General features: G+C 39.0%; 23 protein-coding genes and 1 tRNA gene. 10 read left to right on the top strand and 14 right to left on the bottom strand.

The window, feature by feature from the left end; translation table 11 throughout:
• Nucleotides 1–7: 7 nt before the first annotated feature.
• The 4 genes from H8B17_RS13350 to H8B17_RS13335 all read right to left on the bottom strand — a co-directional run bounded on the left by H8B17_RS13350 (nt 8) and on the right by H8B17_RS13335 (nt 6,811).
• Entirely contained in the window at nt 8–2,827 is a 2,820-nt protein-coding gene (locus H8B17_RS13350; protein WP_190309717.1) for a tetratricopeptide repeat protein, read from the bottom strand.
• Nucleotides 2,811–4,181, bottom strand: coding sequence for a glycosyltransferase family 2 protein (locus H8B17_RS13345; protein ID WP_223816561.1), 1,371 nt, complete (start codon nt 4,179–4,181; stop codon nt 2,811–2,813). The genes H8B17_RS13350 and H8B17_RS13345 overlap by 17 nt, the downstream gene beginning before the upstream one ends.
• An 85-nt stretch (nt 4,182–4,266) precedes the next feature.
• On the bottom strand, nt 4,267–5,427 hold the full coding sequence (locus tag H8B17_RS13340; RefSeq protein ID WP_190309715.1) for a HEAT repeat domain-containing protein: 1,161 nt from the start codon (nt 5,425–5,427) through the stop codon (nt 4,267–4,269).
• Between the two features lie 595 nt (nt 5,428–6,022).
• Nucleotides 6,023–6,811, bottom strand: a complete 789-nt coding sequence (locus H8B17_RS13335) for a helix-turn-helix transcriptional regulator (RefSeq protein WP_190309714.1) — start codon at nt 6,809–6,811, stop codon at nt 6,023–6,025.
• Nucleotides 6,812–7,643: 832 nt separating this feature from the next.
• Between H8B17_RS13335 and H8B17_RS13330 the strand changes: the two genes are divergently transcribed.
• Nucleotides 7,644–8,864 (top strand): DEAD/DEAH box helicase, encoded by a 1,221-nt coding sequence (locus H8B17_RS13330; RefSeq protein ID WP_190309713.1) that lies wholly within the window; start codon nt 7,644–7,646, stop codon nt 8,862–8,864.
• Nucleotides 8,865–8,869: 5 nt separating this feature from the next.
• Here H8B17_RS13330 and H8B17_RS13325 read toward each other — a convergent pair whose 3' ends face one another.
• Together H8B17_RS13325 and H8B17_RS13320 are read right to left on the bottom strand one after the other, a co-directional pair.
• Complete coding sequence (locus H8B17_RS13325; RefSeq protein ID WP_190309712.1) at nt 8,870–9,289, bottom strand: DoxX family protein; 420 nt, start codon at nt 9,287–9,289, stop codon at nt 8,870–8,872.
• Between the two features lie 125 nt (nt 9,290–9,414).
• Complete coding sequence (locus H8B17_RS13320; protein ID WP_190309711.1) at nt 9,415–9,888, bottom strand: Dps family protein; 474 nt, start codon at nt 9,886–9,888, stop codon at nt 9,415–9,417.
• A gap of 169 nt (nt 9,889–10,057) precedes the next feature.
• On the opposite strand from H8B17_RS13320, the gene H8B17_RS13315 reads away from it, so the two are divergent.
• The 7 genes from H8B17_RS13315 to H8B17_RS13285 all read left to right on the top strand — a co-directional run bounded on the left by H8B17_RS13315 (nt 10,058) and on the right by H8B17_RS13285 (nt 17,461).
• Nucleotides 10,058–11,743, top strand: a complete 1,686-nt coding sequence (locus tag H8B17_RS13315) for an RluA family pseudouridine synthase (RefSeq protein ID WP_190309710.1) — start codon at nt 10,058–10,060, stop codon at nt 11,741–11,743.
• Between the two features lie 162 nt (nt 11,744–11,905).
• The gene (locus H8B17_RS13310) at nt 11,906–14,506 is read left to right on the top strand and encodes a DUF5686 and carboxypeptidase-like regulatory domain-containing protein (RefSeq protein WP_223816560.1); all 2,601 of its coding nucleotides are present in this window, start codon (nt 11,906–11,908) and stop codon (nt 14,504–14,506) included.
• 52 nt (nt 14,507–14,558) lie between these two features.
• Nucleotides 14,559–15,137: a Crp/Fnr family transcriptional regulator gene (locus H8B17_RS13305; RefSeq protein WP_190309709.1), complete on the top strand. Its 579-nt coding sequence runs from the start codon at nt 14,559–14,561 to the stop codon at nt 15,135–15,137.
• An 88-nt stretch (nt 15,138–15,225) separates the two neighbouring features.
• Nucleotides 15,226–15,591 carry a VOC family protein gene (locus tag H8B17_RS13300; RefSeq protein ID WP_190309708.1) on the top strand — a complete coding sequence of 122 codons (366 nt, stop codon included), beginning with the start codon at nt 15,226–15,228 and terminating at the stop codon, nt 15,589–15,591.
• Between the two features lie 9 nt (nt 15,592–15,600).
• Nucleotides 15,601–16,032, top strand: a complete 432-nt coding sequence (locus tag H8B17_RS13295; RefSeq protein ID WP_190309707.1) for an SRPBCC family protein — start codon at nt 15,601–15,603, stop codon at nt 16,030–16,032.
• A gap of 310 nt (nt 16,033–16,342) precedes the next feature.
• Complete coding sequence (locus H8B17_RS13290; protein WP_190309706.1) at nt 16,343–16,996, top strand: ankyrin repeat domain-containing protein; 654 nt, start codon at nt 16,343–16,345, stop codon at nt 16,994–16,996.
• Nucleotides 16,997–17,080: 84 nt separating this feature from the next.
• Nucleotides 17,081–17,461, top strand: a complete 381-nt coding sequence (locus tag H8B17_RS13285; protein WP_190309705.1) for a hypothetical protein — start codon at nt 17,081–17,083, stop codon at nt 17,459–17,461.
• On the opposite strand, the gene ribD is transcribed toward H8B17_RS13285, so the two are convergent.
• Entirely contained in the window at nt 17,458–18,516 is a 1,059-nt protein-coding gene (gene ribD, locus H8B17_RS13280) for a bifunctional diaminohydroxyphosphoribosylaminopyrimidine deaminase/5-amino-6-(5-phosphoribosylamino)uracil reductase RibD (protein ID WP_190309704.1), read from the bottom strand. The two genes, H8B17_RS13285 and ribD, sit on opposite strands and share 4 nt — an antisense overlap.
• 302 nt (nt 18,517–18,818) lie before the next feature.
• Between ribD and prmC the strand changes: the two genes are divergently transcribed.
• Both prmC and H8B17_RS13270 read left to right on the top strand, forming a co-directional pair.
• Nucleotides 18,819–19,712: a peptide chain release factor N(5)-glutamine methyltransferase gene (gene prmC / locus H8B17_RS13275; RefSeq protein WP_190309703.1), complete on the top strand. Its 894-nt coding sequence runs from the start codon at nt 18,819–18,821 to the stop codon at nt 19,710–19,712.
• Nucleotides 19,713–19,844: 132 nt separating this feature from the next.
• A tRNA-Lys gene (locus tag H8B17_RS13270) sits at nt 19,845–19,917 on the top strand.
• A 338-nt stretch (nt 19,918–20,255) separates the two neighbouring features.
• Here H8B17_RS13270 and H8B17_RS13265 read toward each other — a convergent pair.
• The 7 genes from H8B17_RS13265 to H8B17_RS13235 form a co-directional block, all read right to left on the bottom strand.
• Nucleotides 20,256–20,990, bottom strand: coding sequence for a YggS family pyridoxal phosphate-dependent enzyme (locus H8B17_RS13265; protein WP_190309702.1), 735 nt, complete (start codon nt 20,988–20,990; stop codon nt 20,256–20,258).
• Nucleotides 20,987–21,712, bottom strand: a complete 726-nt coding sequence (locus tag H8B17_RS13260; RefSeq protein WP_223816559.1) for an AAA family ATPase — start codon at nt 21,710–21,712, stop codon at nt 20,987–20,989. The genes H8B17_RS13265 and H8B17_RS13260 overlap by 4 nt, the downstream gene beginning before the upstream one ends.
• A 3-nt stretch (nt 21,713–21,715) precedes the next feature.
• The gene (locus H8B17_RS13255) at nt 21,716–22,204 is read right to left on the bottom strand and encodes a bifunctional hydroxymethylpyrimidine kinase/phosphomethylpyrimidine kinase (protein ID WP_190309701.1); all 489 of its coding nucleotides are present in this window, start codon (nt 22,202–22,204) and stop codon (nt 21,716–21,718) included.
• Nucleotides 22,204–22,548, bottom strand: coding sequence for a carbohydrate kinase family protein (locus H8B17_RS13250; protein WP_190309700.1), 345 nt, complete (start codon nt 22,546–22,548; stop codon nt 22,204–22,206). The genes H8B17_RS13255 and H8B17_RS13250 overlap by 1 nt, the downstream gene beginning before the upstream one ends.
• A gap of 94 nt (nt 22,549–22,642) precedes the next feature.
• On the bottom strand, nt 22,643–23,773 hold the full coding sequence (locus H8B17_RS13245; RefSeq protein WP_190309699.1) for an aspartate aminotransferase family protein: 1,131 nt from the start codon (nt 23,771–23,773) through the stop codon (nt 22,643–22,645).
• Nucleotides 23,774–23,821: 48 nt separating this feature from the next.
• The gene (locus H8B17_RS13240) at nt 23,822–24,268 is read right to left on the bottom strand and encodes a GNAT family N-acetyltransferase (RefSeq protein WP_190309698.1); all 447 of its coding nucleotides are present in this window, start codon (nt 24,266–24,268) and stop codon (nt 23,822–23,824) included.
• Between the two features lie 100 nt (nt 24,269–24,368).
• Nucleotides 24,369–24,911 carry a GNAT family N-acetyltransferase gene (locus H8B17_RS13235; protein ID WP_190309697.1) on the bottom strand — a complete coding sequence of 181 codons (543 nt, stop codon included), beginning with the start codon at nt 24,909–24,911 and terminating at the stop codon, nt 24,369–24,371.
• Between the last annotated feature and the right edge of the window lie 10 nt (nt 24,912–24,921).

The following is a 24,921-nucleotide window of genomic DNA, read 5'->3' as shown; positions in this document are numbered from 1 at the left end:
AAACAGCCTAAAACGATACATTCAATTGAAAATATAAATTATATAAATTTCTGAAAGACGCACTCGTCAACGATTTATCTGTCTGAAAGTTATACCAAGAACCAATCACATTTCCGCTGACGTTTTTGGTGATGGAACGCCCCATACCGGCACCGATCATCGCATTAAATACATCAAAGCTATTGTACAACTGACGATCTAAAAGATCCACGTCAGGCGTATTTCCAATGCTTCCAAACGCTAAAATATAGTTTCTCGGATTCGCCATGAAGTATTGTGCACGCCCCATTAAACTATAGAGATAAGTAACTTCCCCCTCACTATCCAAAAAGAAGTTACCCCATTTAACCGATAGACGCCAATCCCCTAAATCTTTTACAGCCTCCAAATTGAAATTTGCTAGATTTTCTCCAGAAAAGAATTGGCGGAAACCAACACCTGCTTCTGCCTCCCACGTTGGTCGAAATACATACATCGCCGCAGCATTTACCGCAATTTTTGTGAAAAACTTATTGGAAAAGGCTAAATCTACGCGCGACGAAAGCTTATCTGTCCAAGGTTTTGCCCATTCGGCCTGTCCTTGAATACCTTTACCTTCTTCTCTACCTGCGTAGTTTACACGTCCGGTCCAAGAAGAACCGTTATCCAACAAGCGTGTATATTCCGCCGTGGAAATAGAGGTGATGGCGTAATCATCGCCATAGCGTGCACGCAGGTGAGCAAAGCCGACATTATTTTTAAATGAGCGCTGACTTAAATAGTTTAAGTGCGCTTTAAAATCCTCGAACTCCAAAAGTGTTGGTTCATAAAACTGCTGATAATGGTAAGCAGAATCATATTGTTTCAGTCCTTCATAAGCTAGGCCCTTCATGTATTTTAGCGCTTTATTATCATCCTTATACCCCAAAGCGGTATCGATGATAGAAAGTGCCAAGCCATGCTCTTTATCCTTTAGCAACGCGCCTGCATACTCTTCCGTTGTGTGATTAAAGGTATTGACTAATGGCTCATGAAAGGGATTCAGCATCACCTGATGGTGCAGCAACGCCCAAGAATCTGAGAGCTGTCCCGGCTTACGGTTCATCGCCTCCGCCAGCTTGATTTTGAAGGCTATGTCATCCGAATGTTGTTCCTCGGCCCGTTGGGCATACTGCAACATCGCTTCGTTATCCTTTAACTGAAAACAGAGGTTAATCATATTCAACAACGCTTCTTGATTTCTTGGGTCAACCGCGAGCCATCTTTCGGTATATTGACGTGCCTCCTCCAGTCTATAGGTACCTCTTAAATTTTTGATCACTGGCGAAACAAATTCGCCGTAGCCCACCACATGCCGATCCCGTTCTTGAGGAGAAGCGAAATCCAGCACTTGTTCATAAACGGTTAAGGCATATTCATATCGTCCCTGCTGGTAATACATATCTGCTTTTTTCACCAACAAGCCCATATCTCCTGGACTATCTAGCAGCATATCATCAAGAGCCATGATCGCTTCCTGATAACGTTTTTCCGTCACATAAGCATTGTACAAGCCACGCTGAGCGATCTGTACCGACTCTTCATCACCATATTGAATAATGTCGCGCCAGTCTGTAATAGCATCTGAAATTTTTCCATCCTGCATGTTATCCTTCGCGCGCTGCAAAGTGATGGTTACAAAGGACTCCTGCAGATCGGTGTCGTTCGGATATTTTGCAAAGTATGCTCGGGTTAAAGCGGCAATACGCGGATGGTTTTCCATACGTTTATATACCATGAGTTCTTTCATGTCGAGCTCTTTGCTAGCGCCTGCACTTCTCCGGTGTCGCTCTAATACAGCAATTGCTTCTTCATACTGTTGTTCCGCGACCAAATTGTTAAAGACATAATCAAAAGCTTCCTTATTGCCCGGCGATCCTTCAAAAATCTTTCCATAGAGCGAAGCCGGGTCATTACCCTTGGCTGCGCGAGCAGCTTCCAAAAGAAAGTAATTATACTGATTCCGAAGATTACCTTCCCCCCCACGCTTCATTTGATTATCGAGAAAACTTAATATTTCTGGATACCGCTTCTGGTGTTCCAGAATAGCCACTTTCTTTTGTATGAACACAGAATTTCCGGGGAACTGATTTAATCCACGCTCCGCATAGACCAAAGCATTATTATAGTCGCCTGCCTTAATATAATTATCGATAACAGTCACATAAGAGCCGTGCTGTTGCGGCTGTTCGTCTACCAGTTTACGTCCGATGTCGATAGATTCATTCAGCTTACCAGACTTTTGGACATTTACCGCATGCTGCTCAAAGACATGTGCACGGTCGGCATTAAGCTCACTATCTTCCGGGTAGATCTGAGAAATTCGTTTCAACAGACGATCTGCTTCTACATGGTTCCCCATCGTGCGGTACAACTCAATCTTCTTTCGCCATAAACCTTTCCAATAAGGGTTTACTTCTAGCAGTTCGTTAATGTAGCAGATCGCACTCGAGTAACGCTGGGTTTCTGTTTCCACAGTAACCAACATGTGCTTTGAATCGACGTTCGTCGGTGCAAACTCCAAAGACTTCGACAACTCATAGCGCGCCTTATCGTAGGCCTGATGCTCTAAAAAATACTTCCCCAACAACATCCGCATATCCGAATCTTTGGGGTTTCTTTTCAGCTCATCCTCTGCTATCTTTTTCCCCTCTTCCCATCTCCCTTGCTTATAAAGTTCGTTTATTTGATTCGCTTCGTCATTTCGCTCTACCGTGGTACCGGCACGCTGGGCATACACCGGCTGATAAACATATATTGCCCCGATAAAAAAGAAAATTAGTTTAGCGTATTTAAATCTCTTTCGCATTACTTACGTTATTATTAACTTTATTAGATGGGGAGAATCCCTGACGGGTCATCTGTCCCCACTTGAAATTACTTCTTGTTAAATACTGTACATATCCCCTGAGTGTAAAAATAACGACCAGCGGGTGGTACAGAATGGCTTCAAAAGCAGAAAACAAAACCAGTTTCATATATTCCCAAAAGCGTTTGTACAGTTTACCCAATACCAAGTCATACGATATGGTGATGATAGACACCGATAAGCCGATTAGGTAGGCGTAGAGCACCATCATCCAAAACGTATCGAAGTTTATCTGGCTTGTGATCAACAAAAAAAGGAGAAAAAAGAAGCCCACAAACTCGATGATTGGTGCTAAAAATTCAAAGAGAAGAATGTAAGGCATCACCACAAAACCTAAGCGGCCATAGTCTTTATTGAACAGAAAGCGCCGGTGGTCTAAAATAAACTGTAACATTCCGCGTCCCCAGCGTGTACGCTGTCGGTTAAGCACTTTCAAGTTGGGTGGTCCTTCTGTCCAGCACAGGCTATACGGACATTGCACGATACGATAAGGCTTGCGATTCTCGCGCATATAAGCAACCATACGCGTTGTCATATCCATATCCTCTGCGTGAGAATCCGAATCAAACCCACCCGCTCCGATAACGACTCCCGTATCAAACAAACCAAATCCTCCCGATACGTTGGGAATAGCATTTATCAAAGACCATCCCATTTTCGCAACGAGATAAGAACGTAAGTATTCTGTTTCCTGAAACAATGGAATGATGCGGTTCGGCGGTTTAACCCGCGTAATACGTCCCTTATCGATGGTACAGCTATTCACCATACGCATCGTTGCTCCAACTGCTATAACCTGTTTATCAGAATCTAAAACGGGAAGAATAATTTTACTTAGGGTGTCCGTCGCAAGGATACAGTCAACGTCTGTATTAATAAAGTAGTTAAACTGGGCAACATTCACCCCCGCATTCATCGCATCCGCTTTCGTTCCACCATTTTCCTTATCGACAACAATTAACTTTTTGTACAAGGGGTTTTTCGATCGCAAGATCCGCTTCATCGGCTGGCAGTAAACCTTGTATACATAGTAGTAAGGTACTTCTTCCAGTTCAAACTCTTCCTCCATGAGTTCCAATGTTCTGTCCTTACTACCGTCGTTTACGATAATCACTTCAAAGTTTGGATACGCTAAGCTTAATAAAGAGTGAACACTATCGATAATGATCACCTCTTCATTAAATGCCGGAGCCACGATAGAAATCCCCGGAGCTTCATCTGGATACTTTTTAAGATATTCTTCTTCTTTTTTTGTATAACGGTACCGGTAACGCAGTGTGTTAAAATAGCTCATAATCATGAGCGCTAAATAAAACAAGGCTAGTGCACTTGCATAGAAATAAATCAGGTATGTAAAAAAGTAAACCATCGTAATTCAATTAACCTGCAATAATTATATTCTCTGCAAAAACCTGTTTGATAATGATCTGCTCTTCTTCTCGCAGTTGTCCTTTTAGCATGTTTAGCCTGGCTTCCCCTTCCTTACCATGTTTTCGAATCGCTCGCACAATAGATAGTTTAAAGTTATCATCATCGGTTTTCTGGTAGGCTTCTACCAAGAATTCAAGTGTTTCTTCACACTGTATCTTGCCCATTGTCTTCATGATGGCTTCCCGTACCGGAGTAGATTCCAATGCATATCGCTGCATTAAATCTGCGATGCATTCGTCATATTCAAGTTCGCCCAGGGTCAAAATAATCTGAATGCGCACGTCGCGGTTTTCTTGCTTCTGCAACATATCCAGTAGGCTTGGTGCCGCTTCAAATTGCTTAAAAAACCCTATTTCTTGAATGATAAAAGTGATATAGTTACTATTCTTTGAATTACTCACCCAACGCAACAAATTCGGCAATTTTCCTTCTTGAAACCTCTTAATCAAGGTAGCATGGAGTCGTATTTTATCCAATTGGGTGAATGATTCATCAAAATTCTCTTCCATAAAACGAAATGGGTTATACGTGTCCTGATCCGTATATACATTTCTCGCCGTCTTGCGCAGGTAACTGTTTTTATGGAAAACAGACTTCGAAAGTGTTCCTGTATTAATACCAACATCTAATGAACCAATTATCTGCAAAGCCTCTTTCCTTTTTGATAGGCCGGCAATTTTCACTCTTTTTTCCCAATATGGCATCAACCGGAGATTTTCCAAGCAATTTCTATAGTTGAGGTGGTTCAACTTTTCACCCTTATTGAGATCATCGCGTATCGATAATACTAAGTCCGTCAGAATTTCTGATTTCCACTTTTTCTCTTTTTTCTGATCATAATTCAGCAAGTTTTTAATTTCTTCGATATCATAGTTTACTTCGTTGCTCATGACAAAGGCTAGCTTCGATTCGAATTGCTCCTCCACGTCTCTTCGTCGTTTGTCTCTTTTATTGATCTTATATCCAATGAATAAAAGTCGGATGACACCGAAGACAGTGATAAAGGCTAGTATCGCAACAACAATTACTGTAACACGGATAATGAGTGGATAACCGCTATACAAGGAACTTAGATAGCTCAAATAGTACAAATAATAATCAGAATACATAATGTTATGATAATAATTTTTTATGCAAAGCCACTTTTACGAGAACGAGAAACATTATATGAAATCAGTTTCAACGAAAAGCGATTTAAGCAGCGGCAAATATCCATGCAGGAAATCACAAAAACATCTCATTTTCGTATCTCAAAAAATAATTCAAAAAAATTTTCCGTTAAAAGAAATAAAAGAAAGACATAATTGGGTGTTTAAGAGCAATTAAACTCCAAAAAGAGAAAGAAATAAATGGGTAGTAAAAAATGGTTATTTTCTGGTAAACGAAAGAGTTTTACACATCAAAATGAAGGACATAATAAAAAACAAGACAGCCGATTACCAGATTTCCAAAATAGCCCGAAGGATCACATAAGAATCGAACACGCCTATATTCGCATGTGAAGAGCCAAATATAGAGCTTCCGCTACACATTACAAATAAATAAAGATTATTTTTATATCCCATTCTTTCCTGATGGAAAGTAGGCGCCAACAGTGTCTAAGATAAAACTGAGTCCCAAATTTCACTTATCGGATTACATACGCATAGATCCAAAAAAGACTTCGTTAAATGGGTAGAAAGGATATTATTTTAAATGCTAAAATTAAGGGGTGATCTTCAATTGATTGGCTCTGTATTGATGAGGAGAGCAACCAAATACCACGATAAAATTCCGGTAGAAAGATGCCCTAGAGCGAAAACCGCAAATAAAACTTAAATCATCTATTGTGTAAATCAGTTCCTCGCGTCTGAGTTCTTTTGCGGCGTAGATGAGTCTAAGTTCATTAATAAAACTGTTAAAATTTTTACCGTAAACTTGTTTCAGAAACGGAGAAATATGCCCCTTAGGGATGTTTACACTTTCATAGAAGCCATTTTTATTCAAGTCGATATCAAGATAAGCTTTAGAAGCGATAAATTTTTCAATCTCAATCTTATAAGATAGTTCAATATTTTTAGGAATAATAACGGGAATTTTTATTACGGAGGATGTGTCTCCCTTTATCCCGGACTTTATTTTCAATAATGACAATTTGATAATTGGTAATAGTATCACGATATAGAGAATCAGATGAAACATCAAATAGGTCTCCATATCGCCAGATCTCGTTCTTATGATAACCAATATACCCACCACAAGAACAAGGAAAGAAAGGGGGATTAGCCCTTTCTTTTCGGCTTTTATGAATCCTTTCAGATCGTAGTTCGGCCCAGAGTGAAAACGGAGTCCGACTGCCAACGCATATGTAATGAATAGGATAGAAGATAAAATATGTACCCCGATATAATACTCATGGTAGATATGATACCGCCATGGTGCGTATAACATCATTATAAAATACCCGGCCAAGGCCATAAAAAAAGGCAGGATATGTAATCCTTTTCTTGTCATCCGTAATCCTAAAGATCCATTGAAAACAAACAAAAATGAAACGCCGTATAATGCACTTATAGGAAAAAAAATAGATTGGTATAGAAACTGAGGGTAGCGTATCAAAATAATATACCCCATTAATATATGAAGCAATCCGCAAAAAAGAACGATAAGCGCACGCCGATTAAATCTTTTTTTATCGTAACGGAGATTTAAGAAAATGCCATAAGCACTCAGCCCGACCGCCACAATATATAAGTTGCTTATTAACATAACTTTTTTGCCTCGTATAATTATAATAGATAGATCTAGAAAACAACAACGTCGTTATTTGATCAGGTTAAAAATTTGAAATGTAAAGAAGGTGAAAATTTTATAATTCCACAAGAAAATGTGGCTCATTCACTTTACTTGTAGCGTTGACGCTACAGAAAATATGGGTAAACATTATTGAGGCAACGCCCGTCCACCCCGCGATTTCCGCGGGGTTTTTGAGCGATCACTCGATTACTAAACAACAAAATGAAACAAACTTTATACCACTAGAATAGTGGACTGGATATCATTAAATGTAGAAATCTGAACCATTCTTGACTCTACGGTTTTTGCAACTTACAAAACGGCCGTCTACTTGGCAGTAAACAACATCATAAATATACGAACAAATTATCATTTTTCCAAAAAAAACATCTTTTTTTTAACATAAAAACGAAAAAAAAGATATATTGTTAACGAATAACAAACAGAATCAATCTATCGATGCATAAAAGAACGAAGGGTTATATAATATATAATTTGTTTGATCCGAATTATTACGTTATTTTTAGCAAAAAATTGAACAATTAAGATATTGAGATTTACTGACTTCGGCTTCTCTTCCACCTTAGAGGAAGGACTTGATAGTATGGGTTTTGAAGAAGCCACTCCCATTCAAGAAAAAACAATTCCAGTTATTTTAGACGGGAAAGACATTATCGCTTGTGCACAAACGGGCACCGGTAAAACAGCTTCTTATCTCCTACCGATATTGAACAAAATTGCGGAAAACCCTCGAGAAGAAATTAAAAGTCTTATTCTCGTTCCCACGCGAGAACTCGCTGTACAGATAGATCAACAAATCATGGGATTTGGATATTTTACAGGAGCTACATCCATTTGCGTATATGGAGGCGGGGATGGTAGAGGATATGAACAGCAAAGGAGAGCCATCCAAGAGGGTGTAAATATTATTGTTGCGACTCCGGGTCGGCTTATTGCCCACATGGGGTCGGGAAAGGTAGATTTCAGCCACTTGGAACACTTGATATTAGATGAAGCAGACCGCATGCTAGACATGGGGTTTCACGATGATATCATGCGCATCATTAGTGCGTTGCCAAAAAGGAGACAAAGTCTATTGTTTTCCGCAACAATGCCTCCGAAAATCCGAACATTGGCAAAGAAAATACTCTATCAGCCATTAGAAGTTAACGTAGCGATTTCCAAACCCTCCGAAGGAATCGATCAGCAAGCATATTTGGTCTATGATGAACATAAAATGGAACTGATCAAAAATATATTAGATAATCCTTCTTATGAGAGTATTATTATTTTTGCTTCTAAAAAAGATATCGTTAAAAGGCTCACGAAAGAACTGATAAAAAAAGGTATTGTTGCTGAAGGTTTTCATTCTGATCTGGAACAAGCACAACGTGAGGATATCATGCAACGATTTAAGGCAAGAAGAATAAGGGTACTGGTAGGTACCGACGTTATTTCTCGGGGAATTGACATTGTTGGGATTAGCTTGGTTGTGAATTACGACGTACCCCCGGATCCAGAGGATTACGTACACCGAATCGGGCGTACAGCCAGAGCAGCGACTACGGGTACTGCCGTTACGTTTATCAACGAAAAGGATCAAAACCGATTTTCTCGTATCGAACGATTAATCGAAAAGGAAATATTGAAAATGCCTTTACCTTCCGGTATAGCAGAAGGTCCTTTATATGCACCCCGCCGAGGAGAAAAAAAGAAAAATACAAACCGGAAAAAGCCTTTCCGAAAATTTCCAAAACGCAGAACAGAATAATAAAATTATCTTTTACGCCGGAAAATCAAGTAATCCAAACTAAATTTACCCGGTCCCAATGTTAAAATCGAGAGATAACCGACAAAAAAAGCGGTAGCTAGTTCATATTGTCCGAATATTTCCCAATTATGTATCGACAAAGCAATTAGCATTGTCGTCAATAACGGAATAGCCGCAAAGCGGGTAAACAAGCCGAGAACCAATAATATCGAACAGAAAAACTCAGCAAATATGGCTAAACTCAGCGATATGGAACTACCTAATCCTAACAAATCCATAAACTCATCTTTACGTTCGTTAAACTCGACAAGCTTCACGTAGCCATGATAGGGAATCATCAAAACGCCAAAGCCTATCCGCAGGATAAAGGCTGCAAAATTGGAGGATGTTGTTCCTCTATGAACAGTTAGAAAAAAACGCTTCATATAAAAAGAATTATCGTAGGGCAAATATAATAAAAAATAGAGACGCAATATCTACCTATACGATGGTCTATCGGAATCGCGTCTCTATTTATCAATAAGGGGAAACCTTGAGTTGTTACTTCATACTAACGCAGGTGAGCTCGTAGCATCCAGGCAGTCTTTTCGTGTGCCTCCATGACACCAACTAAGAAATCTTCTGTCCCCGCATCATTATGCTTTTCCGCAACCGTATCAATCTGTTCGCGAATAGATATAATAATAGCCTCATAATCCAGCAATAACTCTTTAATAAGGCCTTGGCTATCGTTTTTTTGATAAATCATTTCCGACAAATGCGTCAATTCTAAGAACTCTTTCATGGTACCCACCGCATAATGGCCAATGGAACGAATACGCTCTGCAATTTCATCGATCGTTTCAGCCAATTCACCATACAAACCTTCAAAAAAAAGGTGTTGTGCATGAAAGTCAGCTCCTTCTACATTCCAATGTGCGTTACGAACTTTAATATACAACACATGTTCATCAGCCAATAGCTTATTTAAAATAACAGCGACAGCTTGTGTGTCTTTTTCTTTAATACCAATACTAGTTTTCATATTATCGTAAATTAAAATTTAAATTATCTAAAGAGAACCATTCGAACAGACCAAAAAGAAATCAATTGCGACTTATAAAATAGCATAAATGTTCTCCTTTTGAGATTAACACAATTTACGAGTTTTTGTTTATTTTCCCTATTTTTGTCATACAAAGATTATCGTCCGCATGGTTGTCAACAATTCCACTTTTTTTCATACCTTTCAATCAGATATCACCGCACTAACTAAACCAAAAGTATTTACTTTTCCGTTTTATTACGAACCGGATGAACTTAGCAAAATAGCAGCTGCAGAATTGCAAGGATATCTAGAAACGCAGCAAGATTTCGTCCATAATTTTGGTTTGCAACCAACAGAAGGCCCAGCTATTGGTAAGATGTTTGGTGTATTGGTGGTGGAAAGAGAAGATGGTCAATTAGGCTATTTGGCAGCCTGTTCTGGAAAGTTGGCTGGCACAAATCGACATGCGCACTTTGTCCCCCCTGTTTTTGATATGTTGATACAAGAGAGTTTTTTCTTGCACGAAGAAGAACAAATAAACAAATTAAACCGGCAAATAACGGATCTAGAAGGTTCTCCCTCTCTCTCCACACTCCTTCGGCAGCTTACGGAAGCACAACAAAATGCTGACGAAGAGCTAAAGACATATCGCCTCCATATGAAAGTCGAAAAAGCAAAACGAAAAAAAATAAGAGAGAAAAACAGCGGCCTTCTATCCGCTATTAATTATCAATTATTAGACGCCGATCTTATCAAACAAAGCTACCGCGACCAACACGAATACGCTGTTCTTAAAACCAAATGGAAAGAGCAGCTTCACTCCATCGAAGCATTAATTCAGGATAAGCAACAGCAAATAGAAGACTTAAGGAACCGCCGAAAATTAAAATCGGCGACACTCCAGCAACGATTGTTTGCACAATATCAATTTTTGAATGCCCGAGGGGAAAAGAAAAATGTGTTAGTCATCTTTACGGAAAACAACAAGCCTACTCCTCCGGCAGGTGCTGGCGAGTGCGCAGCTCCAAAATTGCTACAGTATGCATACCAGCAGCAACTAAAGCCCATTTGTATGGCGGAATTTTGGTGGGGAGTTTCGCCATCTTCCGAAGTTAGAAAGCACAAAAATTTTTATCCCGCATGTAAAAGTAAATGCGAACCTATACTATCACACATGCTACAAGGTTTAGATGTAGCTCCTGACCCCATGCGTGCTAATCCCGCACATGGACGGACGTTTGATATCGTGCATGAAGATCATGACATTATTGTTATTAATAAACCTTCGGAGTTTCTTTCTGTTCCAGGTATCCACATATCTGACTCCGTCTATAGTCGGATACGAACGCAATATCCGGAGATTTCCGGACCTGTTATTATACATCGGTTAGACATGTCGACTTCGGGTCTCTTGGTACTGGCTAAGCATAAAGAAGCACATCACTTCATCCAAAAACAATTTATACAACATACTGTTATAAAACGATATACTGCTATACTAGATGGGATATCGCCACAACAAACCGGAATTATCGATTTACCCCTTCGTGTCGATTTAGACGACCGACCTCGGCAGGTGGTATGTTATAAGTACGGCAAACCTGCAAAAACGAAATTCGACGTACTTGCTTATGAAAACGGACACACACGTATTCACTTTTTCCCATTGACTGGACGTACGCACCAGCTTCGCGTTCATGCCGCGCATCACGAGGGACTCCACGTGCCCATATTGGGAGATGACTTATACGGGCAACGAGCTGATAGACTGCACCTTCATGCGGGACATATCCAATTTATTCATCCCCGAACAGGAAAACACATCACGTTTACCGCAGATGATCCTTTTTGATAAAAATTAAGCAATAAACACTATTTATCAAGAAAACGTCACAATCTATTCCAGAGAGATTTCTCCTTTCAAAATCAATTAAAGTATTATTACTTTTGTCCGAACCCTCATAAACTGACTACATTAGTTTAAAAGTCAAAAGGGTTTATAAAGGGAGGCACTATGTCAAGTTATCACGCAACATCAACTATCAACACGCTGTTAGCATATGGTTTAAAGTTTAGAATCTTTATCGTATTCTTCTTATATTCGGTTTTGTCGTTTGGTCAATCCCTTCATATAAAAGGGAAAGTAATGGACGTCACCAATAAGGAACCAATTGGCTACGCCACCGTCGCAGCCATAGGATCCACTACAGCAGCGTCGACAGATGATCACGGGGATTTTATATTAAAAGTTAATCCGAATTTTTCGAAAATCCGTATCTCCTTTGTTGGATATGAGTCGCAAGATGTAAGCATCAGCAATGAAACCTATCAAGAATTAACGATTTATTTAGTGCCAGAGGAGCATACGATCGAAACCGTTGCGATTACAGCGCCGAGGCGAGCAAAATATTCTAACAAAAACAACCCTGCAGTTGAACTTATCCGTAAAGTTATAGCACATAAAGATGAAAACCGGCTTGCTTCTTATGAATATGCCGAGTATCGTCAATATGAGAAAGTCTCTTTAGGATTGAGCAACTTATCTGAAAAGTTCAAGAACCGGAAAATATTCAAGAATTACCAATTTCTGTTTGAAAAAGAGGATGTAGAAACAGGAAATAGTAGAGGTTACACACTTCCGGCTTTTATAGAAGAAAGATTATCACAAGTGTACACCCGTAAGAAACCAAATACGACAAAACAACTCATTTTGGCAGAACAGCGGGCACAATTCGACCCAAAATTTGTAGATAACGATGGTTTAAGTGCCTATTTCAATAAACTCTATCAAGACATCGATATTTATGAAAGCAATATCGAATTGGTAACAAATCAGTTTTTAAGTCCGATTGCCGGTTCATCTCCTACATTCTATAGGTTCTACATTACGGATACTGTCAAAACAGAAACTCCCTACTTAGTAGAATTAAGTTTCTTTCCACGTAATAAAGCGGATCTCCTTTTTCAAGGAAAATTATACGTTACCCTGGATGGGAAATATGCTGTCAAACGTGCAGATCTCAGTGTCTCAGACGACATTAATCTAAATTTTGTCCGCGATCTGGATGTCAAATTAGACTTTAAACAGGATGGGCATAAACGCTATTATCTACAAACTAGTTCCTTAGGATTGGATTTCTCCTTAACCGATAAAGGCACAGGCATCAAAGGCAATCGTACAGTGACTTTCGATGATTTCAGAACGGGGGTTGCCCAACCCGATAGCATTTATGCAGGACCATCTGTCGTAAAAGTTTTTCAAGAAAGTGACACAACGTTAGATGAAACATATTGGGCCACCCATCGTCCGATTGCATTGAAGCCCAATGAGCAAAACATATATCGCAACATCGACACTTTACAGCTTATTCCTTCCTTCCAACGTTTTATGGATATCAGTGCTTTGATTTTATCTGGTTACAAACAAGCTGGACCAGTAGAAGTCGGCCCAGTCAATACCTTTTATAGCTTTAACCCAGTAGAAGGATTTAGGTTACGGATAGGAGGTCGTACAACGGACAGATTAAGTAAGCGGTTTTACGCAGAAGCCTATACCGCTTACGGATTTAAGGACGAAAAATGGAAATATTTCTTCAGCGGAACGTATGCACTCAACAATAAGTCGGTATACACCTTTCCGCAGCATTATTTGCGGGCATCCATCATGCGCGACACCAAAATTCCTGGTCAAAATCTGGATTTCGTCCAAGAAGACAATTTTCTGCTATCGTTTAAGCGGGGCGAAAATGAGCGCTATTTGTACAACGATATTTACCGTCTAGAATACAAGCGTGAATTTGAAAATAATTTCTCCTACCTTATTGGTTTATCGAAATGGCGGCAACAACCCGCGGGTATTTTAACTTATCAGATGTTGGATAACCAAGGAAACAACAGACTGTTTAATGAGATAAACACAACCGAACTTTCGATAGGTTTGCGGTATGCGCCTCATGAAGAATTCTATCAAGGCAAACTGTATCGAACGCCAATATATAATAAATATCCGATCTTTTATCTGAACTATGTTGCTGGTCTTAAGGATGTTTTAGGTGGAGAATACGATTATCATAATTTTACTTTGGGTGCAGATAAACGTTTTTATTTTTCACAATTAGGCTACGCCGATGTAAATATAGAAGGAAACTATATTCTAGGTAACCATATCCCCTTCCCGTTTCTGAATATCCATCGAGCAAACCAAACGTATGCTTATCAGCTACGATCATATAACCTTATGAATTTTCTCGAATTTGTAAGCGATCATTCCGTCTCTGCAAATATACAATATTACATGAACGGGTTTATATTGAACAAAATCCCGTTGATAAAAAAACTAAAATGGCGTGAGGTATTCAGTGTGAAAGCTATTTACGGAGGTTTGCGCGACGAAAATAATCCGGCCTATACAAATAATGTATTCGATTTTCAAAAGAATGAAGATAACGACCCGATTACATATGGGTTTGGCAATAAACCATATGTAGAAGCTAGCGTGGGCTTAACCAATATCTTTAAATTTCTTCGAGTAGATTATGTAAAACGGCTAAATTATCTCGATCAACCCGACGTACCGAAGCATGGAATACGGGTCAGAGTGAAATTTGATTTTTAAATGGTATGTGTTTTGTTCAAAAAATAATCTATTTTTAAAACAAAAATCTGCTATGTATCCAGATAAACTTCGCCGAGTCTACCAATATCCATCTATGTCATTTGCGGACATTGAACGAATTATAGATCAGCATGAGAAAATATCTTGTAAGAAGGGTGATTTGTTATTACGAGAAGGACAAATTAGCGATTGTTACTATATACTGGAGGAAGGTATAGCCCGTTCTTTCGTCCATGATTACGAAGGCAACGATATCAGCACAAACTTCTTTTGTCCGGATGATGTCGTTATTGAAGTAGCTTCTATATTTCATCATATCCCCACACAAGAGAATATTGTATGCATAACCGATTGTATCCTGTGGAAAATCAAACTAGAACAATTCCAAGGTTTGTTTGAAACCATTCCGGCATTAGCCGAATGGGGGCGGGCATGGATGGCCTACCAACTACTTATCACAAAAAAAAGAGCGATAGACATCATCAGCTTATCGGCAATAGATCGATATAGGCAATTACTAGCGGAGAAGCCCTTTATCTTTCAACAAGCACCATTAAAACATATTGCCACCTTTTTGGGTATCACCGATACCTCGCTTAGTCGTATTAGAAAAGAGTTAGTAGGGAAATAGTACGTTTCGAAAACTTGTCCTAAGGTAAGTGGTCCCAAGATGCATTACGGTATTTTTGAGTAGTTAAAAACCAAAGCGCTATTTTGTTATGGACTTTAGATTTAAAGGTGGTGTAAATATTGTAATGAAGATCCCGTCAGAAAAATACGATGAAACAGTAGCTTTTTATAGAGACATCCTCCTGTTTGAATTAGAAAAAGTACCTATCACGCATCCCACAGTACTGGCTACACATCGAATGGTGTTTGGACAAAACATCTTATGGCTAGATTGTGTAAAAGAAATAACAAATTCAAAAATATGGCTGGAAGTGTGTACCGAGGATATAGAAAGTGCAACAAACTATCTACGTGTAAACGATGTTACTATATGTGATGAAATAGAAAAAATAGATTCATCCATGCATTGGATAAAGGATCCGACCGACAATATATTATTGATAAAAAGTAAATAAAAACAAGTTATGGAACGTATTACAATTTCCACCTCCGTTAACCAGCGCGTAGAAACAATTTGGAATGCCTATAATTCTTCGGAGGATATTATGCAATGGAATCAAGCTTCAGACGACTGGCATTGTACAAGTTCGACAAACGACTTGCGTGTAGGTGGCAAGTTTAAGAACAGAATGGAAGCTAAAGATGGAAGTTTTGGGTTTGATTTCGAAGGCACTTATACGACCATCGAGCCGTTTAAACACATTGCTTACATTATGCCGGACGGTCGTCAAGTCAACATCGAGTTTAGGAGCAAAGGGGATACCACCAAAGTGATCACCACATTCGATCCGGAAGACGAAAATCCGATCGATATGCAACGAGAGGGCTGGCAATCGATTCTCGATAACTTCAAGAACTACGTAGAAAGAGTTTATGGCAACACTAACAAACACTGACCAATGCATTGAATTATAGATACTCGCCAAATAGCGAAAAAGTAAGGGCCGAACATAACATTCGGCCCTACATCTACCTATGAAAAACATGCCCTTTGGGAGGGCTAATACAAAAGTAAATTTTAAATTGACAATAAATCAGCATTTGCAGAAGTTTCTTGACAAATGTCGACGTATAGCTACACGCAGAATAGCATACCGTCTCTCCCCTTCAACCTATTCTTATTTTTATAAACACATCAAATCTTATTCACATTTCATCCATTTTTCACAAAATTTTATTTAATTCGTAAACTTCAAAAAAGATGCGATGAGCTTATATAAGTTAGAAGAATACATAGAAACTGGTAATCACCATGACTTGGAGATATTATTGACAGAACATCCGGAGCTATTGAGAGAGCAAACAAGCCATGATATATCTCCCCTATTACTCGCATGTTATTATCATAAAGACCAAGTAATCAAAACGATATTAAACCATCTAACCACTATTACAATTCACGAATCCTGTGCTATTGGCTTGGCACAGCAGATTGAGACTATGCTTAAACAAAAACCACAAGCGCTCGACGAAGTTTCCACACATGGTTTTACGCCATTAGGCATTGCCACACATTTCGGCCAAGAAAAAGTCATTCAAACGCTGCTAGCAAAGGGCGCTGATCCCAATATCTGTTCACAAAATGGGTACCATGTATACCCACTACATACAGCACTTACTGGAGGATACGACCAAATCAGTAAAATGTTAATCGAAGGGGGTGCAAATGTAAACGTTGCTCAACATGCTCGTATTACCCCTTTACACATCGCGGCACAACAAGGCAATATTGAGATGATTATTGTCCTGCTGGAAAACGGGGCAGATGTCTCCATAAAAACGGAAATGGGTATGACTGCTTCCGATCTGGCTCTTGAAAAAGGGCATAAGGAACTCGCCGAGATACTACGTGTAGCTTAGCCTATTAAAAAAATACAATTATTATTTTTTTGGGTGTATTTTTTCTTTTTGTTACCTTTAAGGTAGATTATAAACTTCATGGCTATGCACACTAAAACGGAATACCTTATTTGGGATAAAATTGTCAACAGTGCTAAGAGAAGAATAGACATAAATGATTATGGTGAAAAAGCGACCAAAATTAGTACAGAAATATTAGATAAGTTAATACTACATATCATCGCTGCCTTTGCTTCTGGAGAAGGGCATAGCACAATTTCTACCAATCTACATAATGAACTACATCACATTGGAATGGATGTAAACGAAGATGTAATCGACAAAATAGTTTCTGATAAACATGTCGTATTCAGTGCCGAGATATATGCTGCCTATCTCACGTTCTCCATGTTGGAAGACGGACATACAGAACAGGAAGTACTGGGCTACGTGACCGATCTTCTGGACACGCCCAAAGTGCATTAAACTTTCCTGTTGAAATAAAATCTCAATTCGTCGTCACCCACTTTTTCCGTAGCGTCTACTCTTGCTGTCAGTCGCGGCGCAAGCTTACCCTGACCCCAGCAATTTTGGGATACGAAAACACGGGCCTCATCCCACATTCCTGCATCAATGAATGATTGTAGCGTTTTTGCTCCCCCCTCCACAATCAAGGATTGTACGTCCATCAAATATAGCTGATAGAGTAGCTGTTGAGGAAGATAAAGATCAAAATGTTCTAAAGCAATAAATTTTCTGTTCTTTTGCCAATCTGTCTGATGTGCATTGAATATAATAGTTTCGGCCTCCTCATTAAAAATTGCCGCATCCGTCGGTACGGCTAATTCTTTATCGATCAATATACGTTTAGGGTTTTTACCATTCCATAAACGTGTCGTCAAACTTGGGTTGTCAATAAGTGCCGTTGATGTACCTACCAATATTGCATCCTCCTCCCCTCTCCATTTATGCACCAGTTGTTTGCTAGCGGTATTGCTTATCCATTGTTGTGCAGCGTCTTCCGGCGAGAATAAACCATCAAGAGTTTGCGCCCATTTCAAAATAACATAGGGCCGCTGCTGCTGAATACGTGTAAAAAACCGTCTATTAACAAACAAACAAGCCTTCTCTAATACCCCTACAATAGCATCTATACCCCCCCCTTGTAACTTTTTAAATCCTTCTCCATTTACTTTTGAAAAGGTATCAAGACAACCGATAACCACCCGCTCGAATTGTAATTCGACGAGCATATCGGCACAGGGGGGGGTTTTTCCAAAATGAGAACAAGGTTCCAGACTAACATACATTGTAGATTTACAAAAGCGGTTCCTCGCTTCGGCTTTGCCCAACTTTTGATAGGCATCTTGTATCGCGTTCACTTCAGCATGCGATCCGCCGTAGGGTGATGTATAACCTTCTCCGATGATGATTCCATCGTGCAAAATGACCGCACCTACCATCGGATTAGGACTAACCGTACTCGCTCCCAAAGTCGCCAAATCCAAGCAACGTTGCATATACCTTTCGTCTTGTACCATAATACAAACTTAATATTTAACAAAGAATATCGAAAGTGTAAACAGCTTTTGTAAATTTGTGCCTTGATTTTATATAAATGAATCCGTCGTAAATTATCATCAGCTCCAGATATGGCGAGTTTATATGAGCCTCATTGTAGTTAAAGAATAAACCGAGTGTAACGAGTTCATTAGCGCGCATAAAATTCAACACGCATTAATAATAATTCTAATGAAACCATCATGAGTTCGCTAAATTCACAAACCGAAAAGAATAAACCACTCATGATAGCTTCATCACCTTTAAAAAACAAATTATTCTGATGAAAAATTTTAGGGATATCGCGAACGTCTATCAAGAAACTTTGTCACACCTGTATCCTCGGGGAGAAATTAAACAGCTTTTTTTGATGTCCTACTCGTTTGTCACAGGAAAAAACAATACCGATTACCTATCAAACAGTGCAGATAAAATTACGGAAACGGTGTCACAACAATTTATGAGCATACTGGAGGAGCTACAAACAGAGCGGCCGATACAGCATATCCTAGGAATCGCTGATTTTTATGGTCTACGTCTAGTGGTGAATGAACATACGTTAATCCCGCGTTCTGAGACTGAAGAGTTAGTGGAGTGGATCGTCAGGGAGCATAAAAGAAGTGAACAATTATCGATACTCGACGTTGGAACCGGGTCTGGCTGTATCGCACTAGCGTTAAAAAAAAATCTACCTCAAGCACAGGTGGATGCTATCGATCTGCAAACGGCGGCTATAAAGGTTGCCCGTACAAATGCCACCAACCTAAACCTTTCTGTAAATTTCATTCAAGCGGATATTTTAGAATGGGATGACTTTATGCAAGAAAATCAGCAGTATGATGTAATCGTCAGTAATCCTCCTTATATTACCCCTGCCGAACAAAAAGACATGCACAATAACGTTTTACTCTATGAACCGCATATAGCACTTTTTGTCGAAGAACAGGCCCCACTCCTTTTCTATGATGCTGTCGCGGAAATGGGAAAACAACATTTGTCGGCCGGAGGTAACCTCTATTTTGAAATTAACCAGTATCTAAGCCGTGAGACATATGATCTCCTGTTAAAAAAGGGCTATGAGGATGTAACTTTACGCCAAGACTTAAACCAAGTAGATCGAATGATAAAAGCAAGTTCCAAAGTTGATTGTATCAAAATCGGTGATTCAGTCAAGTAAACGCAACAGCTAATAAAAATTATTTAAATGAAAAACAGGCCGTTAAAGATATGCCTTAAAAATAAACAAGCTGGCATTTGGCAAGAGTAAACATTTTTTCTACCTTTGCAACACTTCAAACACACGAAGTAAGATTCCGTAGCTCAGCTGGTAGAGCAATACACTTTTAATGTATGGGTCCTGGGTTCGAATCCCAGCGGGATCACAGAAGAAAAGCTAATCTTTCGATTAGCTTTTTTTGTTTTACAGTATCTGGATTCGAAAGAAGCGTCGGCCGGGTTCGATCCGATGGAGGCTCAGGGACAAGCACGGGAGCTGCGGGGCTGAGCCAATCCCATGCTATTCGTTCCATTTTCAAGGGCAAAGGTAAATCAGTTCACTTATTTGGTTTTCTAAGTCATCAATTGCTTTTTTACAATACCCCTCATTTATTATGTGCATACATTTTTGAAAAACTGATTGTATGCTTTCTTTTTTTGCCCATTCCGAATAAGCACCGGGTGCTTCAAATGTTTCGTGTTGAATAAAATGTATTTTCATTATTTAGTCTTTATTTTCATTCCAATAGTAGCTATCGGGTGTTGATCTTTGGCCGAATATAGCTGTACCTACTCTTACAATGGTTGCCCCCTCTGCAATAGCCGTTTCCATATCGCCACTCATACCCATAGACAGTTCCTGCATTTGTACGTTAGCTATGTTTAAATTAATAATCTGTTGTTGAATATCTTTGAGTAAACGGAAACATTTACGCACCTTTTCAGTGTCGGCACTAAATAGACCAATCGTCATCAAACCTTTAATTTTTATGGTTTCAAACTGCGATACCTGCTTTATTAATTCTATCACATTATCGGGACTAGCCCCAAATTTGCTTTCTTCAAAAGAAGTATTTACCTGTATCAATACTTCAATGGTTTTGTTTTCAAACTGTAAGCGTTGATGTAGTTTTTCTGCCAAATCCAAACGGTCAAGCGACTGAATGCAAGACACGTTATATTTCAAAAGATCTTTTATTTTGTTGGTCTGCAAATGCCCAATAAAATGATTGGTGTGCGAAATTTCTTTTAAGCCCTCGTATTTCTCTTTTAGTTCCTGTACCTTGTTTTCTGCTATTAGTGTATATCCTGCCTGTAATACAATTTTGATACGTTCCCCAGGAACGGTTTTAGTTGCCAATAGTAATTTAACTTCATTGGGGTTTCTGCCGTTTTCTTTACAGGCGTTGTTTATCCGCTCTTGTATGACGACAATGTTTTGTAGGATTTCTTCGCTCATACTTCTGCACATTTTTGTTTTTCTTCCAATTCCTTAATCAGCAACGATTTTACTGCCGTAAACGTATGGTCTTTGGCTTCTGCAAATGAGATGTTGTATTTACGTTCTATATTATGCAATTCCTTTGGAAAACGGGATAATAGCTTATCGTAATATTTATCTAAAATTTCGGGTAAGGGCATTTCAAAATTTATCCGTAACTGAAACCGCCTTAACAAAGCTGTATCAATAATTTTGGGGTGATTGGTTGCACAAAGCAATAGTGCTTGTTCGGGATAGTAATCTATCAACTGAATGAGCGTGTTTACCAATCTTCGCATTTCACCTACGTCTTTATCATCGTTGCCCCTTGCTTTTCCTATCTGGTCAAATTCGTCTAAAAATAAAACAGCTTTTTCCCTGCCTGCTTTGTCAAATACCTGTTTGATATTCTGCGATGTTTCGCCAATGCGTGAACAAACTACATTACTTAAATTGAGTATGAGAATGTTTTTACCCAATGCCTGTGCAATGGCTTTGGCCGTCATCGTCTTGCCACAGCCAGAACTGCCATGAAGCAATATTTTGTTATTTACAGGCAGTCCGTATTGGCTCAATTCTTCAATATAGATATGTTCCTTAATAAGCTGTACAAACTTTTGCGTGTTGGTTTCATCAAGGAACATATCGTTTAGAGTTACCTGTTCTTTGTCGTTTATGATTAGGTCGAATATATTCATCATTATTTATTTTAGAATATTCATTGAAAACAAAATATCCCTTAATTCAAATTCTGTTCTACTGTCATTGAGCATTTTAAGAAGAACTGCCGAAAGTATATCTCCCGATAACGCAACGGCATCCCTAAGTTTCATTCCCCGAAGCATCGAAAGGTATAAATGTGTCGTGAACAGTTCGCCTGTTCCGGGTGGATGCAGGTCTATCTTTCGTGTTTTGATAATGTCGCAATTCTTGTTTTCTACAATACAGTTGTAAATTAAATCTTTTCGTAAACCATCAAAGCCACCGCCTGTAATTACAATTTTCTGTTTCGACAAATCAAACTGCTCTCGCAGTGATAGGGTTATGTTTTCTACGTCTCCAATTTGTTTGTTGATAATCCTTTCTGCTTCAAATTGATTGGGCGTAAGCAAGTCTGCTAAAGGAACAAGATGTTCGATAATGGCATTCGGAACATCCGGTTCAACATATTGCCCTTTGTCTGTATCTCCCATTACAGGGTCGCATAATAAAGCGTTTCGGGTTTGTATTTCTTTATCGTTCTGATAAAATCCGCTATTATCATGACCTGTTTTGCCGAACCCATAAACCCTGTGATAACCGTTGAAACACCCTTTAAAATTTCCAGTTTTAAAATGCCTTTTAAAATAGCCGACAACAAATCTTCGGGAATTTTACCGCCACCAACGGTCGTATGACCAAGATGATTGGAATATAAAACCGTTGGTATGGTTATAACCTCATAACCGCCCGTTTGCAAAACGAATGATGTTGTATTGCTACCTACATACCCGATAGAAACCTTGCTATGAATTATAATTGTTTTGTTTTCTGTCATCCATTCAATAAAAATTGAGGTCGGGAGTGGATTTGAACCACTGTAAAAGGTACTTCGTACCCTTGTCCAACCACTCGACCACCCGACCGTTTCATTATTTCAATTCGCTTTTTATTGCCGTTAGAAATAAATCTGCTTCTCCCTTTGTGATGTTCAATGCCGGAAGCAAACGGATTACATGCTGTCCGGCTTCGCCTGTTATTATACGATGTTTGTTGATAAGATTTTTACGTAAGTCCTTATACCTTCCCAGTAATTCAATCCCTATCATTAAACCTTTTCCCCGAACTTCTTTTATTTCCGTAAACTTTTCCAGTTCAGTTTTGAGGTAATCACCGATGTGCAAAGCATTTTCAATCAAGTTTTCTTCTTCAAAAATTTCCAATACCGCTAAAGCCGAAGCACAGGCTAAAGGGTTTCCCCCAAAGGTAGTTCCGAGCATTCCCGTTTTAGCGGTAAATTTCGGGCTGATAATAAGCCCTGCTATCGGAAAACCGTTGCCCATTCCTTTGGCAACGGTATATATATCGGCTTCGACACAAGCATAATCGTGAGCGAAAAATTTCCCTGTTCTACCATATCCGCACTGTACAGCATCTCCTATAAAATAAGCCCCATACGCATTGCAAAGTGTGCGTATTCGTTGCAAAAATTCCGGTTTGGAAATATAAATACCACTTACACCTTGAATACCCTCTATTATTACAGAAGATATTTGTTCTTTATATTTTGCAAACGTTTCTTCTAAAGCCTGTATATCATTATGTGACAGAAAAATCACGTTATCCGTTTCATTGACAGGTGCGATGATTGCCGGATTATCTGTTGTCGCCACCGCTAATGAAGTTCTTCCGTGAAATGCTCCTGTAAAAGCAATGATTTTCTTTCTCCCGTTAGCAAAAGAAGCCAATTTTAGGGCATTCTCGTTTGCTTCTGCTCCCGAATTGCACAGGAATAATTGGTGGTTTTCTTTACCGCAGACTTTTCCCAACTTTTCGGCTAATTGCTCTTGCAAAGACAGACGGACACTATTTGAATAGAACCCCAAATGTTTTAATTGACTGGTCAATCTATCCATATAATGCGGATGTAAATGCCCAATTGAAATCACTGCGTGACCGCCAAACATATCCAAATATTGATTGCCTTTGGCATCCCATACGAAACGTTCTTTGCCTTTTATAATCTCTGTATCTATTCTTTTGTAAACATCAAATAATTTCATTTTGCTGACTTTATGAAAAATGTGAACCGATATAGTCCGTCTTTTTTGTTACTTCCACCAATAGTAATAATTGTGATTGCCATCGTACTCAAAACCGCAACGTGGATAGAGTTTGTTGCCAATGTCGTTTGTTTTTTCGGTTTCAAGCATCAATCCGCAAGCCCCTGTTTCATCGCACCATTGTTTTGCCCGGTCTATCAAAGCTACCGAAAGCCCTTTACCTCTGTAATCGGGATGAACGAACAAATCACTCAATAACCACTGCTTTTGAAGTTTGATATAATGATAGAGTTTGTACAACTGAACAAATCCGACTGCTTTGTCGCCTGCATACACGACAAAAATATGCGACTGCTCATTGTTCAACCGTTCCTGTATAAACTTTTTACATTTTTCGTAATCGTCTGCTTGGCGGTAAAAAACCCGATAGAGGTTAAATAACGCTGCTGTTGTGTCTAAATCTTTTAACCCTACTTTTTTAATATTGTACTCCATTTCGATAAATTATTTTGATTTATAACGCAAAAGTATAAGATAACAGGATTAGCCTGGTAGTACAGTTTAGGGATAAGTAGGTAGTCCAAGAGAACACTTATTACTGTTTCGGTTTACACCATCTGTCTTTGCTTATTTCGTACAAAAAATTTAGTCGTGATGTTCCATCGGGATAAGTTACTACTTCCTCCGCAATTTTTTCAGCACCGATACGCTCAATGGCAACCTGCGAACGGATATTATTTGCCCCGATATGGAAATACACCTTTGAAACGAATTGAAAAGTATAATCCAATATGGTGGCTTTTACCAAACGGTTAATACCCTTTCCCCAATATGCTATGGCGTAAAAGGTATAGCCTACGAAAATGTTGTTTTCCTGTTGGTCGTAATTGTAAATACGTGTGCTTCCGATAATATCATCTGTGGTTTTATCCACGATTTTAAATGCACCTTTGCTTTGCATTGCAAGGTCAAAGAATGTTTTAAATACATCTTTTTTCCAACGATCTTTGTTTGGGTGCTGTTCCCAAATTTTGGGGTCGGATGCTACGGCATATAAAGCCTCAAAATCTTTATCCTGCAAAGGATAAAGGATTGCTTTTTCGTTTTCCAATATGGGCTGAAGAATGTTGATGCTCATTTTTCAATAA

The organism is Sphingobacterium arenae, from assembly GCF_014692505.1.
GTDB classification, from domain to species: Bacteria; Bacteroidota; Bacteroidia; order Sphingobacteriales; family Sphingobacteriaceae; genus Sphingobacterium; species Sphingobacterium arenae.
Note: the sequence above shows the minus strand (reverse complement) of the source record. Positions and strands in the feature narration are given on the sequence as shown.

What these genes read in the sequence shown, in the direction of transcription:
- H8B17_RS13350 (WP_190309717.1), bottom strand. Translation starts at nt 2,827, where the DNA reads ATGCGAAAGAGATTTAAATACGCTAAACTAATTTTCTTTTTTATCGGG.
- H8B17_RS13345 (WP_223816561.1), bottom strand. Translation starts at nt 4,181, where the DNA reads ATGAGCTATTTTAACACACTGCGTTACCGGTACCGTTATACAAAAAAA.
- H8B17_RS13340 (WP_190309715.1), bottom strand. Translation starts at nt 5,427, where the DNA reads ATGTATTCTGATTATTATTTGTACTATTTGAGCTATCTAAGTTCCTTG.
- H8B17_RS13335 (WP_190309714.1), bottom strand. Translation starts at nt 6,811, where the DNA reads ATGACAAGAAAAGGATTACATATCCTGCCTTTTTTTATGGCCTTGGCC.
- H8B17_RS13325 (WP_190309712.1), bottom strand. Translation starts at nt 9,289, where the DNA reads ATGAAGCGTTTTTTTCTAACTGTTCATAGAGGAACAACATCCTCCAAT.
- H8B17_RS13320 (WP_190309711.1), bottom strand. Translation starts at nt 9,888, where the DNA reads ATGAAAACTAGTATTGGTATTAAAGAAAAAGACACACAAGCTGTCGCT.
- H8B17_RS13315 (WP_190309710.1), top strand. Translation starts at nt 10,058, where the DNA reads ATGGTTGTCAACAATTCCACTTTTTTTCATACCTTTCAATCAGATATC.
- H8B17_RS13310 (WP_223816560.1), top strand. Translation starts at nt 11,906, where the DNA reads ATGTCAAGTTATCACGCAACATCAACTATCAACACGCTGTTAGCATAT.
- H8B17_RS13305 (WP_190309709.1), top strand. Translation starts at nt 14,559, where the DNA reads ATGTATCCAGATAAACTTCGCCGAGTCTACCAATATCCATCTATGTCA.
- H8B17_RS13300 (WP_190309708.1), top strand. Translation starts at nt 15,226, where the DNA reads ATGGACTTTAGATTTAAAGGTGGTGTAAATATTGTAATGAAGATCCCG.
- H8B17_RS13295 (WP_190309707.1), top strand. Translation starts at nt 15,601, where the DNA reads ATGGAACGTATTACAATTTCCACCTCCGTTAACCAGCGCGTAGAAACA.
- H8B17_RS13290 (WP_190309706.1), top strand. Translation starts at nt 16,343, where the DNA reads ATGAGCTTATATAAGTTAGAAGAATACATAGAAACTGGTAATCACCAT.
- H8B17_RS13285 (WP_190309705.1), top strand. Translation starts at nt 17,081, where the DNA reads ATGCACACTAAAACGGAATACCTTATTTGGGATAAAATTGTCAACAGT.
- ribD (WP_190309704.1), bottom strand. Translation starts at nt 18,516, where the DNA reads ATGGTACAAGACGAAAGGTATATGCAACGTTGCTTGGATTTGGCGACT.
- prmC (WP_190309703.1), top strand. Translation starts at nt 18,819, where the DNA reads ATGAAAAATTTTAGGGATATCGCGAACGTCTATCAAGAAACTTTGTCA.
- H8B17_RS13265 (WP_190309702.1), bottom strand. Translation starts at nt 20,990, where the DNA reads ATGAGCGAAGAAATCCTACAAAACATTGTCGTCATACAAGAGCGGATA.
- H8B17_RS13260 (WP_223816559.1), bottom strand. Translation starts at nt 21,712, where the DNA reads ATGATGAATATATTCGACCTAATCATAAACGACAAAGAACAGGTAACT.
- H8B17_RS13255 (WP_190309701.1), bottom strand. Translation starts at nt 22,204, where the DNA reads ATGGGAGATACAGACAAAGGGCAATATGTTGAACCGGATGTTCCGAAT.
- H8B17_RS13250 (WP_190309700.1), bottom strand. Translation starts at nt 22,548, where the DNA reads ATGACAGAAAACAAAACAATTATAATTCATAGCAAGGTTTCTATCGGG.
- H8B17_RS13245 (WP_190309699.1), bottom strand. Translation starts at nt 23,773, where the DNA reads ATGAAATTATTTGATGTTTACAAAAGAATAGATACAGAGATTATAAAA.
- H8B17_RS13240 (WP_190309698.1), bottom strand. Translation starts at nt 24,268, where the DNA reads ATGGAGTACAATATTAAAAAAGTAGGGTTAAAAGATTTAGACACAACA.
- H8B17_RS13235 (WP_190309697.1), bottom strand. Translation starts at nt 24,911, where the DNA reads ATGAGCATCAACATTCTTCAGCCCATATTGGAAAACGAAAAAGCAATC.